The sequence below is a fragment of the Amycolatopsis sp. H20-H5 genome (assembly GCF_035828755.1).
Lineage (GTDB): Bacteria > Actinomycetota > Actinomycetes > Mycobacteriales > Pseudonocardiaceae > Amycolatopsis.
The window spans coordinates 125,794-139,777 of record NZ_JAYMZS010000003.1 but is presented as its reverse complement, the minus strand read 5'-3'; the positions used below and the strand labels follow the sequence as shown (position 1 = coordinate 139,777).

Genomic DNA, 13,984 nt, shown 5'->3' with positions numbered 1-13,984 from the left:
ACTCTTGGCGTCTACCCGATTACTGAGGCGGTAAACACCGCGGGTAAACGCGCGGCGTCAGCACGGCAGATGCTCGCCATAGTGCGTCCCTCGCGGCCCGGGCCCGTAGCGTGTGGGATGCCCGGACTCGGTGAGCGACTCCGGGGACCGACTTTTGAGGAAGCCGCAGACCATGGCGAGACAACGGGACGACGCAGCGGATTCGATCGGGATCGGCGCGGTGGTGCGTCAGGTCGACGAGGTGACCGGCGCCCTGGAGGGCCTCTCCGGGGCGCTCGCCCAGGAGGAGCAGCTCCAGACGGTGCTGCAGCGGGTCTGTCACCAGGTCGTGCGTGCCATCGGCGAAGCGGACCTGGCCAGCGTGACGCTGTTGCGTGACGGCGAGCCGTACACCGCGGCGGTCGCCGGCGACGAGGCCGTCGATGTGGACGAGGCCCAGTACGCGGCGGGGGAGGGCCCCTGCTTGCACGCTGCGACGACCGGGCAGGTCACCCGGGCCACGGTGGCGATCGCGGTTGAGCGATGGCCGGTGTTCTCCGCCAAGACCGCGGGCAACGGGCTGGACAGTTATTTGTCGGCGCCGTTGTTCATCAACAGCGAGTACCACGGCTCGCTCAACCTCTACGGTCGCGGCAGTGACGGGTTCGACGCGCTCGACGCCGCGTTGCTCGAGCTGTACACCACGGCCGTGGAAGCGGCTCTGCGTAATGCGCAGCTGTACCTGCAGGCCCGTGACCAGGCCACTCAGCTGTCGGGAGCGTTGTCCACGCGAGCGGTGATCGACCAGGCCAAGGGCATCCTGATGGCGGTGCACCGGATCCCCTCCGACGAGGCGTTCACGATGCTGGTCGAGCAGTCCCAAGCGCGCAACGTGAAAGTACGCGACATCGCCGCCAGCTTCGTCAACGACATTGTCGACAGCAACGCCTGAGTGTCCCCTTTTGTTCTTCGGCCACCGTCGCGTGATCGTCTGTCCCCGAGGCACGTCCTGCCGCTCCGTGGGCGCGTTCTCGGACCAAATGGCGGCAACCTCTGGGTGTGGGCGCCGAGCGGTCTCGTGTTGTGGTGAAGGTGGTGCGCGCGGCGAGGTTCACTACGAGACCGACGAGGTGACTCTCACGGTGACGTTGCCTTCGGTCAAGAGGGCAGAACCCCGCGTAATGCCCGGAGTACACAGGTCAATCCCTGTGTGGATGCTGGTGGTGCCCCCGGAGAGATTCGAACTCTCACTGGACGGGTTTTGAATCCGTTGCCTCTGCCAGTTGGGCTACGGGGGCGCGACGAGAGAACCTTACGGGATGATCAGGTCGCCCCCGTCACCGGGGACAGCAGGTGGGATGGCGCCCGACGTGGTGAACGCCATCTCGGAATCTGGATCGTTCCCGGTAGGCTTTCAGTTCGCGGTCAGCCGCGCACATCCGACCAGTCGAGCATTCAGGAGGACCCCGGTGAGCGAGCAGGCTGCCGAGGCCAATGGTGCGGCCGCATTGCCGCAACGTCGGGTACTCGTCGCTGAGGACGAAGCACTTATTCGGCTCGATCTCGTGGAGATGCTCCGCGAAGAGGGGTATGAGGTCGTCGGTGAGGCGGGCGATGGTGAGCAAGCCATCAGTCTGGCCACCGAACTGAAGCCTGACCTGGTGATCCTCGATGTCAAGATGCCCAAGCTCGACGGTATCGAGGCCGCGTCGAAGATCACCGGCGACCGGATCGCCCCGGTCGTCATCCTCACCGCTTTCAGCCAGCGTGACCTCGTCGAGCGGGCGAGGGACGCGGGCACGATGGCGTATCTGGTCAAGCCGTTCGCCAAGCGCGACCTGGTGCCGGCCATCGAGCTGGCGGTGAGCCGGTTCTCCGAGCTCCAGGCGCTCGAGGCCGAGGTCGCCGGGCTCACCGACCGACTCGAGACCCGCAAGGTCATCGACCGGGCGAAGGGCCTGCTGATGAGCCAGCAGGGCCTCACCGAGCCGGACGCCTTCCGCTGGATCCAGCGGACCGCGATGGACCGCCGCACGACCATGAAGGCCGTGGCCGAGGCGGTCGTCGAGAGTATCGGCAGCTGATCCCGGTTCGCCCGGTCGCCGGAGACGGTGGCCGGGCGAAACACAGCCGCTCAGCGGACATGATTCACCTGTTCGTGTGACTGCTGTCTCGTGCCACAATCTGCGTGTGTCCCGCCGCAGAACCGCCGCCGTCGTCGTCGTCGCGTTGCTCGCCGGTGGTTGTTCGAGCGCCCCACCGGCGAAGCCGACTTACGAGCTGCCCCCGCGGCCCGTGCGTGAGAACGAGACGCCGTTGAAGCTGCCTCCGGCGACCAACGGGTCGACCGTGTTCACGCTGATCGGCCTGACGACGGGTTTCTCGAACATCACCGGCAGCCACGCTGAGTGGCAGGCCAAGGGGCAGTACGCCCGCTTCCGCGTGGTCGTGACAAGCACCGGGCTGTCCAGCGTCCCGTTCGACACCAAACGCCAGCTCCTCGTGGAGGACAACGGCGCGACCGTCGGCCCCGACGAGCAGGCCATGCTGATCAAACGGCAGCCGGGGACCTTCGATCTCGGCCCGAACGTGCGGGTCGAGTTCGACCTGTACTTCGACATCCCCAAGGACCGCAAGGCCGTGGCCCTGCGCGCGGTCGGCGGCCCGACGCTCACCGACATGAAGAACCTGCAGGGCACCGAGATCAGCCTCGGCTGACCGGACACGCGGAAGGGCCCCACCGCGGTGTGCGATGGGGCCCTTCCGGCTACGACGACACGTCAGACGCCCAGATCGCCACCGAGGTAGGCGGCCCGGACCTGCGGGTCGTTGAGGAGATCGGCGCCACGGGCGCTCTTGACCACCTGGCCGGTCTCCAGCACGTACGCGCGATCGGAGAGCTTCAGCGCCTGCTGCGCGTTCTGCTCCACGAGCAGCACGGTCGTGCCCCGCGAGTTGATCTCCTTGATGATCTCGAAGATCTGCGCGATCAGCATCGGCGCCAGGCCCATCGACGGCTCGTCGAGCAGCAGCACCTTGGGTTTGGTCATCAGCGCGCGGCCGATGGCGATCATCTGCTGCTCGCCACCGGACATCGTGCCGCCGAACTGCGTCATCCGCTCGGCCAGCCGGGGGAACAGCCCGTAGACCTCGTCGAGGTCCGGCTGGAGGTCACCCTTGCGGGTGTACGCGCCCATCAGGAGGTTCTCCTGCACCGTCATCCCGGGGAACACGCCCCGGCCTTCCGGTGACTGGCCGATGCCCAGCAGGACCCGCTTGTGCCCGGCCAGCTTCGAGATGTCCTGGCCGTCGAACACGATCCGGCCGCTGGTCAGGGGCCGCAGCCCCGAGATGGTCTTGAGCGTCGTGGTCTTGCCCGCGCCGTTGGCGCCGATCAGCGAGACGATCTCACCCTCGTTGACCTCGATGCTCATACCCTTGAGCGCGGCGATCTTCCCGTAGTGGACGTTGATGTCCTGAACCTCAAGAAGCATCTTCCGCCACCCCCAGGTACGCCTCGATGACCTTCTGGTTGTTCTGCACCTCGTGCGGGAGCCCTTCTGCGATGAGCTGGCCGAAGTCGAGCACCGCCAGGCGGTCGCTGATGTGCATGACCAGGCCCATGTCGTGCTCGATCAGCAGGACCGTGCGGCCGTCGTCGCGGATCTTGCGGATCAGGACCTGGAGATCGTTCTTCTCCGCCGGGTTCATCCCGGCGGCGGGCTCGTCGAGCATGAGCAGCTTCGGATCCGTCGCCAGCGCCCGCGCGATCTCCAGGCGGCGCTGGTCGCCGTAGGAGAGGTTCTTCGCGGCTTCGTGCTCCACTTTGGAGATACCGACGAAGTCGAGCAGCGCCCGCGCCGCCTCACGGCCGCGCTTCTCCTCCTTGCGGTGCCAGGGAAGGCCGAGGACAGCGCCGATCGCGCCGGTCTTGTGGTGCGCGTCCGCACCCACCATGACGTTCTCGAGCGCCGACATGTTGTGGAACAGCCGGATGTTCTGGAATGTCCTGGCGATGCCGCTCTTGGTGACCTTGAACCGCTTCATGCCGTCGACGCGGTTCCCGTCGAACCGCACCTCGCCCTCGGACGGCTGATAGACCCCGGTGACGACGTTGAACACCGTCGTCTTGCCGGCGCCGTTCGGGCCGATCAGGGCGAAGATCTCGCCGGTGTTGATGGTGAGGCTCACCTCGCGCAGCGCCGTGACGCCGCCGAAGCGCATGGTCACGTTGTCGAACTCGAACAGTGCGCTCATTTGGTCACCTCCGCCGACGCCTCGGAGTCCGGACCGGCCACTTCGGCGCCCATCGCACCCATTCCGCCGGTTCCTTCTCTCAGCTCGGCTTTGCGTTGCCTCGACGGCAGCAGTCCCTCGGGCCGCAGCGCCATCATCAGGACGAGGACGAACCCGAAGATCAGGATGCGGTACTCGGCCAGGAACCTGAACCGCTCGGGCAGCCACGCGACGATGAAGGCGCCGAGGATGACGCCGGGCAGGTTGCCGGCACCGCCGAGAACCACCGCGGCCAGGATCGTCGCCGACAGGATGAACGGGAAGTTCGGCGGTGCGATGTAGACCGCCTTGCTGGCGTAGATCGTGCCGGCGAAACCACCGATCATGGCGCCGATGGCGAAGGCGAGCAGCTTGAACTTGAACGTCGGGACGCCCATCAGTTCGGCCGCGTCCTCGTCCTCGCGGATGGCCGCCCAGGCCCGCCCGACCCGGCTCTTGTGCAGCCGGACCGAGAACACGATCACCAGCACGATCGCGAACAGGATCAGGTAGTAGTACGGTGCAGGGTCCAGGAAGAACTCCACGCCGAACATCGGTTCGGGGTGCGGGATGTTGGTGATGCCGGGGGCGCCACCGATCGCGTCGGTGTTGTTCGCGGTGATCCGGACGATCTCCCCGAAGCCCAGCGTCACGATCGCCAGGTAGTCCCCGCGTAGCCGTAGCGTCGGGGCGCCGAGGATCACGCCGGACATCGCGGCCAGGAAGATGCCCAGCACCAGCGTCGGCCAGAACGCCCAGCCGTACTTGGTGCTCATCGTGGCCAGGGTGTACGCGCCGATCGCGAAGAACGCGACGAACCCGAGGTCCAGCATGCCCGCGTGGCCGACCACGATGTTGAGGCCGATCGCGAGCAGGATGTAGGTGCCGATCGGGAAGATGAGGACGTTCGTCCAGTCCGAGTCCGGCGACATGAACGAGCCGATCCAGGGCGCGGGCAGGATCAGGGCCAGCACCAGCACCACGAGATAGGTGCCGTAGCGCTGCCACTGCGGGGCGTCCGCCCACCAGTCCCGCGCCTTGTCGATCGGGTGGAATCCCCGCGGCTGGCGGGATCCGTTGCCGTTAGCCACTTCTGCTTCGCCTTTCATACGCGTGCCCGCTGCAGCGATTCACCGAGAATGCCGGTGGGCCGGAACATGAGCACGAGCACCAGGATCACGAAGGCCGTGACGTCCTTCCAGGCCGAGCCGAGGAAGATCGAGCTCCAGTTCTCCACCAGGCCCAGCACGACTCCGCCGAGCAGGGCGCCTCGCAGGTTTCCGATTCCGCCGAGCACGGCCGCGGTGAACGCCTTGATGCCGAGCAGGAAGCCGATCCGGTAGTCGGTGTTCTCGTACTCCATGACGAACAGGGCGGCGGCGACACCGGCCATGGCCCCACCGAGCAGGAACGTGATGCGCACGATGCGGTCGATGCTCACGCCCATCAGCACGGCGGCTTCGGGGTCCTGGGCGGTCGCGCGGATGCCGCGGCCGATCCGGGTGCGCCGCACCAGCTGGTCGAGCACGACCATCACGATGACGGCGGCGGCGATGACGAACACGTGGTCGGTGCGCACCACGCCGTTGCCGATGCGGAACAGCTCGTCGTGCGGGATGAACCGGGGCGCGGACTGCTGCACGCGGCCCGGCTTGTCGAAGACCTTCGGGACGATCACTAGCGCGAACAGTTCCTGCAGGAACAGCGACGCGCCGATCGCGGAGATGAGGGCGGCGAGCCGGGTCGCGCCCTTCTTGCGTAGTGGCCGGTAGGCGACTTGCTCCAACACGATCGCCGAGCCGCCGGAGACGAGTGCGGACACGACGACGAGCAGGAGCAGGATCCCGATCATCGAGAAGACGGTGAACGGCGCGGTCGGCGCGAGCGTGATCAGGATGAACAGGGACGTCATCGTCCCGATCATGAAGATTTCGGAGTGCGCGAAGTTGATCAGCCGGAGTACGCCGTAGACCATGGTGTAGCCCAAAGCGATGAGCGCGTAGATGGATCCGGCCACCAGTCCGCCGACTGTGCTGCCGAGAAACTGGCTTTGCAGGTCTTGAAACATGACGTGAGTGCCTTACCTGACGGGGCGAGGTGTCGCCACATTGGCGGAGAGCGGGGGTGCTGTGGTCTGCACAGCGCCCCCGCTCCCGTTAAGACGGTCTAGCTGCTCCGTCAGCCGGTGATCTTGGCTTCGGTCGAGGCTCCCAGGTTCTTGATGACGCCGCCGACGATCTGGTACACGTAGATCGCGTTGGTCTGCGGCTCGCCGTTGTCCTTGAACTTGATCTGCTTCGAGACACCCTTGAAGTCGACCGTCTTCAGGAACTCGTTGATCTTCTCGCCGGTGGTGTTGCCGGCCTTGACCGCGTTGATGATCGCGGTCGCCGAGTCGTAGCCCTCGGTCGCGTAGATCGCCGGATCGACGTTGAACTTCGCCTTGTACTTGGTGGCGAAATCGTCGCCGGGGGTACCCGGGTCGGGGATGTTGCACGGGCAGCCGACGACGGCGCCCTCGGCGGCCGCGGCACCCGCGCCGCTGACCAGCTGCGGGTCGAGCGATCCGTCGCCGGTGGCGAAGACGGCCTTCACGCCGCCGTCACGGAGCTGCTTGAGCAGACGACCGGCCTGCGCGTAGTAGCCACCGAAGGTGATGACGTCCGGGTTGGCCGCCTTGACCTTCTGCACGGTCGAGGAGTAGTCGGACGCGTCCTTCGCGAACTTGTCGCGCTCGGTCGGGATGCTCTTGTCCTTGAAGGTCTTCTCGAAGGCGTCCGCCAGGCCGACGCTGTACTCCTGGTCATCGGAGATGACGTAGGCCTTCTTCGGGGACTTGGCCGCGATCAGGAAGTTCGCGATACCGGGGCCCTGGTCGTTGTCGTTCGCGACGACGCGGTGCCAGTACTTCCAGTTGTTCCCGGCGAGGCCGGGGTTGGTCGCGGACGGCGAGACGCTCGGGACCTTGCCCTGCTCGAGGATGCCGCCGACGGCCTTGGACTCGCCGGAGAAGGCGGGGCCGATCAGGGCCGTGATCTTGTCCTGACCGATGGCCGTCGTCACGAGCGAGGTGGCCTGCTCGGCCTTGCCCTGGCTGTCGTAGTTCTTCAGCTCGAGCTTGACCTTGGGGTTCGTGGCGTTGTACTCGTCGATCGCAAGCTTCGCGCCGTTGTTCGGCGGAATCACGATTCCGGAGTTCTCACCGGTCAGGTCGCCCATGAACCCGATCTTGAGTGTGGAGCCGTCCCCGCTGCCGGACGAGCTGGTGCCTCCGGCACAGCCCGCCAACACCAACGACGTTGCCGCCGCGAGGGCGAGAACTCGTCCAAATCGCACTGCTGACACCGACTACCTCCCATAACCAACCAGCCGCCGGTAGGCGTTGCCCCTGACGCAGGGGCTAGGTTAGGGCAGGAAGATATCCCTGTACCCCCACTTCTGCACAGTTGCTCTCAGTACTCTGTGTCCACATCGTGACGGTTGGAACCGGACGTATTTGCACGAAAGGGCGAACCTTGGGGGCATTGGGGGCAGGGTCGGTCACTGAGCGGCGTGGTGTGTCTTAAGAATGGCCGCCAATGGGTGACACGGGTGTTTCGGGTGTATGTCAATACCGGACATTCAAAACCGGTTTCCTGGCCGGTTTCCTGGCATTTTCCTGGTCTTTCGCGTGCTCCGTGCCGCACCCGGCCCGCCCGTGACGCTGCCGGGGCCCGGTCACAACCAGCGGTTGTCGTCAGCGCCCGAAAAGCTGTTGGCCCAGTGTCGACGGTCCGTGGTTCGGTGGGTTTCGGCGGAGGTTCCGGCCGGAACCCGCAGGGCACGGGGAGTCACGATGGAGTTCGCACAGCCGGATCTGGTCGAACCGGTCACCACCGTTGACTGCCCCTGAAGGCCACCTTCACGGCGTTAGACGCCGTGAAGGTGGCCTTCAGGGGCGGCTGGAGTGCAGGGTCAGTCGTTTGGTGGGCGGTCCCGGACGACGCAGGTGAGCCGCGCGGTGCAGGTGCGGCGGTCCTGGTCGTCGGTCAGCACGATCTCGGTGGTGATGGTCCCGCGCCCGACGTGCACCGGGGTGGCCACCCCGGTCACCGTGCCCGAGCGGACCGCCCGGTGGTGGGTGCAGGACAGTTCCAGTCCCATGGCCGCCTTGTCCGGACCGGCGTTCAGCGCGGCCACGACCGAGCCGAGCGCCTCGGCCAGCACCGCGTTCGCGCCGCCGTGCAGCAGTCCGTATGGCTGGAGATTGCCGTCGACCGGGATCGTGCCGACCACCCGTTCGGGGCTCGTCTCGAGGAGCTTCATCCCGATCTTGTCGTTCAACTGCTGGTCGGCGACGCGCGGGTCTATCCCGGCGTACTGGTCGAGGGCGATCTCGCCCGCATCCTCGGTCACGTACTGCTCCTATTCCATGCGACACGTAAGAGTGTCGGACCCTCACCCTAGACTCGCCTCCGTGAGCCCGAGTGAGAACCGACCCGTTGCCAAAACCACCGGCGCGTCCGCCACAGCCGAGCGGCCGCGGCTGCTGCTGATCGACGGCCATTCCATGGCCTACCGGGCCTTTTTCGCGGTGCCCGCCGATCGGTTCCGCACGCAGACCGGCCAGGTGACCAACGCGGTCTTCGGCTTCACCTCGATGCTGATCAACCTCCTGCGCGACGAGAAACCCACCCATCTCGCGGTCGCGTTCGACCTGTCGCGCAAGACCTTCCGGTCCGAGGCGTACGCGGAGTACAAGGCGGGCCGGTCGGCCACGCCAGAGGATTTCAAGGGCCAGGTCTCCCTGGTGCAGGACATCCTCGCCGTGCTCGGCATTCCGGCGCTGACCAAGGAGAATTTCGAGGCCGACGACGTCATCGCCACGCTGACCACCCAGGCGGAGGCGCAGGACTTCGACGTCCTCATCTGCACGGGTGACAGGGATGCCCTGCAGCTGGTCACCGACCACGTCACCGTGCTGTACCCGAAGAAGGGCGTTTCCGAGCTCACGCGGTACACCCCGGAGGCGGTCGAGGAGAAGTACGGCCTGACCCCGGCCCAGTACCCGGATTTCGCCGCCCTGCGCGGCGACCCTTCGGACAACCTGCCCGGCATCCCCGGGGTGGGGGAGAAGACGGCGACCAAGTGGATCCAGCAGTTCGGTTCGCTCGGCGAGCTGATCGACCGGGTCGACGAGGTCAAGGGCAAGGTCGGCGAATCACTGCGCGCGAACCTCGACGCGGTCTCGCTCAACAGGCACCTGACCGAGCTGATCCGCGACGTCGAGCTCGAAGCGGGCCCGGCCGAGCTCGAGCTGCGCCCCTGGGACCGCGACGCGGTGCACAGGCTGTTCGACGAGCTGGAGTTCCGCGTCCTGCGTGACCGGTTGTTCGCCACCCTGAGCAGCGCGGAGCCCGAGGCCGAAGAGGGCTTCGAGGTCAAGGGAAACAAGCTCGACCCTGGCGCGCTCGCGGCTTGGCTCTCCACCAACGCGAGTGCCGCCGAGCCGGTCGGGCTCTCGTTCCGTTCCACCGGCGCTTCCGTGCGTTCGGACCTCAAGGCGATCGCGTTCGCGGCGCCCAACGGCGGCGGCGCGTACATCGACGTCACCACGATGGACGAGGCCGACGACAAGGCGCTCGCCGCCTGGCTGGCGGACGAGAAGATCACCAAGGTCGGCCACGAGCTGAAGGTCCCGCTGCACGCCGTGCGCGCCCGCGGCTGGGCGTTCGCCGGGCTGGCCATGGACACCTCCCTCGCCGCGTACCTGGTGCGTCCCGGCCAGCGCACCTTCGAGCTCGACGACCTCGCCCTGCGGTACCTGCACCGCGAGCTGCGCTCGGACGCCGACACCGGTGACGGCCAGCTTTCGCTGCTCGACGGCGGCGGCGCGGAGGATCTCGAGCTCAAGGAGATCCAGGCCGAGCTGGTCAAGGCACGCGCGGTGCTCGAGCTCGCGGCGGCGCTGGGCAAGGAGCTCGAGGAGATCGGCGGCGCCCGGCTGCTCACCGACCTCGAGCTGCCGTTGCTCGAGGTCATCACCGAGCTGGAGGCCGCCGGGGTCGCGGTGGACGTCGAGCAGCTCACCGAGCTGGAGGCGCACCACCTCGCCCGGGTCACCCAGGCGGCCGAGTCGGCGTACGAGGTGATCGGCAAGCAGATCAACCTCGGCTCGCCGAAGCAGCTGCAGGTCGTGCTGTTCGACGAGCTCGAAATGCCGAAGACCAAGCGCACCAAGACGGGCTACACCACCGACGCCGAGGCGTTGCAGGGCCTGTTCGAGAAGACCGAGCACCCGTTCCTGGCCCACATGCTGGAGCACCGGGACGCCACGCGCCTGCGAGTCACGGTCGAGGGGCTGATCAAGTCCGTCGCCGACGACGGCCGCATCCACACCACCCTGCAGCAGACGGTCGCGGCCACCGGTCGTCTGTCCTCTGTGGACCCGAACCTGCAGAACATCCCGGTCCGCACCGAAGAGGGCCGCCGCATCCGCGACGCCTTCGTCGTCGGCGCCGGGTTCGCCGAGCTGATGACGGCGGACTACAGCCAGATCGAGATGCGGATCATGGCCCACCTGTCGAAGGACGAGGGGCTGATCGAGGCCTTCAACACCGGTGAGGACCTGCACACCTTCGTCGCGTCGAAGGCTTTCTCGCTGCCGCCGGAGGAGGTCACCCCGGAGCTGCGCTACCGGGTGAAGGCGATGTCGTACGGCCTGGCGTACGGGCTTTCGTCCTATGGCCTGGCCCAGCAGCTGAAGATCTCCAACGAGGAAGCCAAGGCGCAGATGGAGGCGTACTTCTCCCGCTTCGGCGGCGTGCGCGACTACCTGCACTCAGTGGTCGGCGAGGCGGGCAAGGTCGGCTACACCGAGACCATCTTCGGCCGCCGCCGCTACCTGCCCGACCTCAACAGCGACAACCGCCAGCGCCGCGAGATGGCCGAGCGGATGGCGCTCAACGCGCCCATCCAGGGCAGCGCGGCGGACATCATCAAGGTCGCGATGCTCAACGTGCACAAGGCGCTCGTGGAGGCGAAGCTGCGCAGCCGCGTGCTCCTGCAGGTCCACGACGAACTCGTGCTCGAGGTCGCCGAAGGCGAGCACACCGAGCTCGAAGCCCTCGTCCGTGCGGGCATGGGCTCGGCGTACCAGCTCGCGGTGCCGCTGGAGGTCTCGGTCGGCTACGGCCGGTCCTGGAACGACGCCGCCCACTAGCCCCGGCGGGTTCGAACCCCGCAACTCGTCGACGAATCGTGGTAGTCCGACGCTCAACCAGCGGCGGTCGCCGAAGGCCCGTGCGCAGGCGTTCGCGAGAGATTTTGGGGCGAGCGGCGGTAGGGTTTGACGCACGGGTGACGGGGGTGACTATGTCCGAGGAGCGATTGCCGTCGTTCGCGCTGAGGCCGGTCGGCGCGGTGGTGCTCGCGCAGGTCGCGGTGCTGGCCGCGTTCTCGGGCCGGTATGGGTTTTTCCGCGACGAACTGTATTTCCTGGCCGCGGGCAAACACCCGGCCTGGGGTTACGTCGACCAGCCGCCGCTCACGCCGTTGCTCGCCAGGGCGTCGAGCGCGCTGTTCGGCGAGACCCCGACCGGCCTGCGGATCGTCGCGATACTGATGGCGGCGGCGACGGTTGTCGTGGTCTCGCTGGTCGCGCGCGAGCTGGGTGGCGGGCGGGGCCCGCAGGTGCTGTCCGCGGCGGCGACGGCGTTGTCGGGGTTCGGGCTCGTCGTGTCCCACCTGCTGTCCACCTCGACGTTCGACCTGCTGGTGTGGGTGACGCTCGGGCTGCTGACCCTGCGCCTGCTGCGGACCGGCGACGGGCGCTGGTGGCTGCCGATCGGTGCGGTGATCGGCATCGGGCTGGCGAACAAGTGGCTGGTCCTGCTACTGGTGGCCGCGCTCGGGCTCGCGTTGCTGGTGACGGGTCCGCGCTCGGTGCTGACCAGCCTGTGGTTGCTGGTGGCCGTCCCGCTCGCCGCGGTGCTGGCGGCGCCGGTCCTGATGTGGCAGGCCTCGGAGAACTTCCCGATGCTGTCCGTCGCCTCCGGGATCGCCGCGAGCGACGGCACCGAGAACCGGATCATGTTCGTGCCCCTGCAACTGGTCTACGTGGCCCCGGTGCTGGTTCCTGTGTGGATCGCCGGGCTGGTGCGGTTGTGGCGCGAACCCGCGCTGCGCTGGGCCCGCGCGCTCGCCCTGACCTACCCGATCGTCTGCGTCGCGCTGCTGCTGCTCGGCGGGAAGCCGTACTACGCGGCCCCGCTGCTGCTCCTGCTGACGGCCGCGGGTGCCGAGCCGTCGCTGCGCTGGCTCGACCGTGGCCGCCGCAGGGTGGGCTGGACGATCGCCGCGGTGGTGGGAGCCGGGATCTCCCTGGTGATCGGGCTGCCGATCCTGCCGCCTTCGGCACTGGCTCCGGTGACGGCGGTGAACAACGATGCCGGCGAGCAGGTCGGCTGGCCGAAGTTCGTGCAGACGGTCGCCGGGGTCTGGCAGCAGATCCCGCCGGGGCAGCGCGCCACCGCCGTGATCCTGACCGGCAACTACGGCCAGGCGGGCGCTGTCGAGTTGTACGGCCCGGGAATCGGGCTGCCGAAGCCGTACTCCGGCCACATGTCCTACGCGGACTGGGGTCCGCCGCCCGACTCCCTGACCGGGCCGGTCGTGCTGGTCGGCCGGTTCGAGAACGACGACCCGGCACGCAGGTTCCTCGTCGGCTGCCATGACGTCGCCGTCCATGACAACGGCCTCGGCCTCGACAACGACGAGCAGGGCACCAAGATCGCGTTGTGCGCCGGGACCTCGGGTCACTGGTCGAGGTTCTGGCCGCAACTGCGCCGGTACTACTCGTAGTGCCGCCCCGCATAGGGGTTATCCGTTGAGGTGACTCTACTGGGTGCGCCCCTACTTCCATCAGCTTACAGATCCGTTGAAGTCGATCATCATTCAGGAGAATCTGGCCCGGACCATCATCGGCTATGACCCCATGGCGTTGCCGGGTTTGCATCAGATCGAACCCTATGCACGAACACTGTTCGAATGGGCAGGCGTGGTCGCCCGAGACCAGGTTGATGTTGTGGTCAAAGCTCGGATGGACCGCCAAAACTAGTGGAGTCCAAGGATTCTCCGCAGTGCACAAATTTGTTCACGAACGCGCGATTCGCGCGCTGGTGGGCTCTCCTGCCGTCATGCAGGAACAGACTCAGTATCTTCTGCTGATGAGCAGTATGCCGCAGTACGAGCAGATGGCGGCGTAGAACTCGGCGATCGTATTGCGCACTTCAACTGTCCCTGAAGGCCACCTTCACGGCGTTTAACGCCGTGAAGGTGGCCTTCAGGGACTTGCTCCCGCGGCGGAGTCCGGCCCGCCTCCGCCCGGCTGGGCTCACGCCCACCCAGTTCCTGCTGCTGGCGTCGGCGGGCTGGCTGGAACACCTCGGCGGGCCGCCGACCCAGCAGGAGGTCGCCGAGCGGGCCGGGGCCGATCGCATGATGACCTCGAAGGTGATCCGCACCTTGGCGGAGCGGGGCCTGCTGCTCCGTCACGCCCACGAGTCCGACGCCCGTGCGCTGCGCCTGACCCTGACCGATGAAGGGCGTGAGCTGGTGCGGGCCGCGACGAAGATCGCCCGCGAGCTCGACGTCGAATTGTTCGGCGCGGACACCGCCGAGCTGCGCGGGACGCTTCGGGGGATCGCCGAACGGCGAGGCCGGTGACCGGCCCGCCGCCCTCCTCGGCCAG

General features: G+C 67.2%; 14 protein-coding genes and 1 tRNA gene. 8 read left to right on the top strand and 7 right to left on the bottom strand.

Going from position 1 to position 13,984, the window contains the following annotated elements; all coding sequences use genetic code 11:
- The first annotated feature begins 172 nt into the window (after positions 1–172).
- Positions 173–931: a GAF and ANTAR domain-containing protein gene (locus QMK34_RS02590; RefSeq protein WP_326410970.1), complete on the top strand. Its 759-nt coding sequence runs from the start codon at positions 173–175 to the stop codon at positions 929–931.
- A gap of 269 nt (positions 932–1,200) precedes the next feature.
- Here QMK34_RS02590 and QMK34_RS02585 read toward each other — a convergent pair.
- Positions 1,201–1,277, bottom strand: a tRNA-Leu gene (locus QMK34_RS02585).
- A gap of 171 nt (positions 1,278–1,448) precedes the next feature.
- Between QMK34_RS02585 and QMK34_RS02580 the strand changes: the two genes are divergently transcribed.
- On the top strand, positions 1,449–2,063 hold the full coding sequence (locus QMK34_RS02580; protein WP_326410968.1) for an ANTAR domain-containing response regulator: 615 nt from the start codon (positions 1,449–1,451) through the stop codon (positions 2,061–2,063).
- Between the two features lie 106 nt (positions 2,064–2,169).
- Entirely contained in the window at positions 2,170–2,697 is a 528-nt protein-coding gene (locus tag QMK34_RS02575; protein ID WP_326410965.1) for a hypothetical protein, read from the top strand.
- 62 nt (positions 2,698–2,759) lie between these two features.
- Here QMK34_RS02575 and QMK34_RS02570 read toward each other — a convergent pair whose 3' ends face one another.
- From QMK34_RS02570 to QMK34_RS02545, 6 genes are all read right to left on the bottom strand, one after another.
- Positions 2,760–3,473, bottom strand: coding sequence for an ABC transporter ATP-binding protein (locus tag QMK34_RS02570; protein ID WP_326410963.1), 714 nt, complete (start codon positions 3,471–3,473; stop codon positions 2,760–2,762).
- Positions 3,463–4,236 (bottom strand): ABC transporter ATP-binding protein, encoded by a 774-nt coding sequence (locus QMK34_RS02565; RefSeq protein ID WP_326410960.1) that lies wholly within the window; start codon positions 4,234–4,236, stop codon positions 3,463–3,465. The genes QMK34_RS02570 and QMK34_RS02565 overlap by 11 nt, the downstream gene beginning before the upstream one ends.
- Positions 4,233–5,363: a branched-chain amino acid ABC transporter permease gene (locus QMK34_RS02560; protein WP_326410958.1), complete on the bottom strand. Its 1,131-nt coding sequence runs from the start codon at positions 5,361–5,363 to the stop codon at positions 4,233–4,235. The genes QMK34_RS02565 and QMK34_RS02560 overlap by 4 nt, the downstream gene beginning before the upstream one ends.
- Positions 5,360–6,322: a branched-chain amino acid ABC transporter permease gene (locus tag QMK34_RS02555; RefSeq protein ID WP_326410956.1), complete on the bottom strand. Its 963-nt coding sequence runs from the start codon at positions 6,320–6,322 to the stop codon at positions 5,360–5,362. The genes QMK34_RS02560 and QMK34_RS02555 overlap by 4 nt, the downstream gene beginning before the upstream one ends.
- A gap of 110 nt (positions 6,323–6,432) precedes the next feature.
- The gene (locus tag QMK34_RS02550; protein ID WP_326410953.1) at positions 6,433–7,590 is read right to left on the bottom strand and encodes a branched-chain amino acid ABC transporter substrate-binding protein; all 1,158 of its coding nucleotides are present in this window, start codon (positions 7,588–7,590) and stop codon (positions 6,433–6,435) included.
- 618 nt (positions 7,591–8,208) lie between these two features.
- A complete protein-coding gene (locus QMK34_RS02545; RefSeq protein ID WP_326410951.1) occupies positions 8,209–8,649 on the bottom strand; it encodes a PaaI family thioesterase in 441 nt (146 codons plus the stop codon).
- A gap of 61 nt (positions 8,650–8,710) precedes the next feature.
- On the opposite strand from QMK34_RS02545, the gene polA reads away from it, so the two are divergent.
- The 5 genes from polA to QMK34_RS02520 all read left to right on the top strand — a co-directional run bounded on the left by polA (position 8,711) and on the right by QMK34_RS02520 (position 13,959).
- Positions 8,711–11,455 carry a DNA polymerase I gene (gene polA / locus QMK34_RS02540; protein WP_326410949.1) on the top strand — a complete coding sequence of 915 codons (2,745 nt, stop codon included), beginning with the start codon at positions 8,711–8,713 and terminating at the stop codon, positions 11,453–11,455.
- Positions 11,456–11,607: 152 nt separating this feature from the next.
- Positions 11,608–13,095 carry an ArnT family glycosyltransferase gene (locus QMK34_RS02535; RefSeq protein WP_326410947.1) on the top strand — a complete coding sequence of 496 codons (1,488 nt, stop codon included), beginning with the start codon at positions 11,608–11,610 and terminating at the stop codon, positions 13,093–13,095.
- 43 nt (positions 13,096–13,138) lie between these two features.
- Positions 13,139–13,351: a Scr1 family TA system antitoxin-like transcriptional regulator gene (locus QMK34_RS02530; protein ID WP_326410945.1), complete on the top strand. Its 213-nt coding sequence runs from the start codon at positions 13,139–13,141 to the stop codon at positions 13,349–13,351.
- 22 nt (positions 13,352–13,373) lie between these two features.
- Complete coding sequence (locus QMK34_RS02525; RefSeq protein ID WP_326410943.1) at positions 13,374–13,499, top strand: Scr1 family TA system antitoxin-like transcriptional regulator; 126 nt, start codon at positions 13,374–13,376, stop codon at positions 13,497–13,499.
- A gap of 70 nt (positions 13,500–13,569) precedes the next feature.
- A complete protein-coding gene (locus tag QMK34_RS02520; RefSeq protein ID WP_326410940.1) occupies positions 13,570–13,959 on the top strand; it encodes a MarR family winged helix-turn-helix transcriptional regulator in 390 nt (129 codons plus the stop codon).
- The last annotated feature ends 25 nt before the right edge of the window (positions 13,960–13,984 follow it).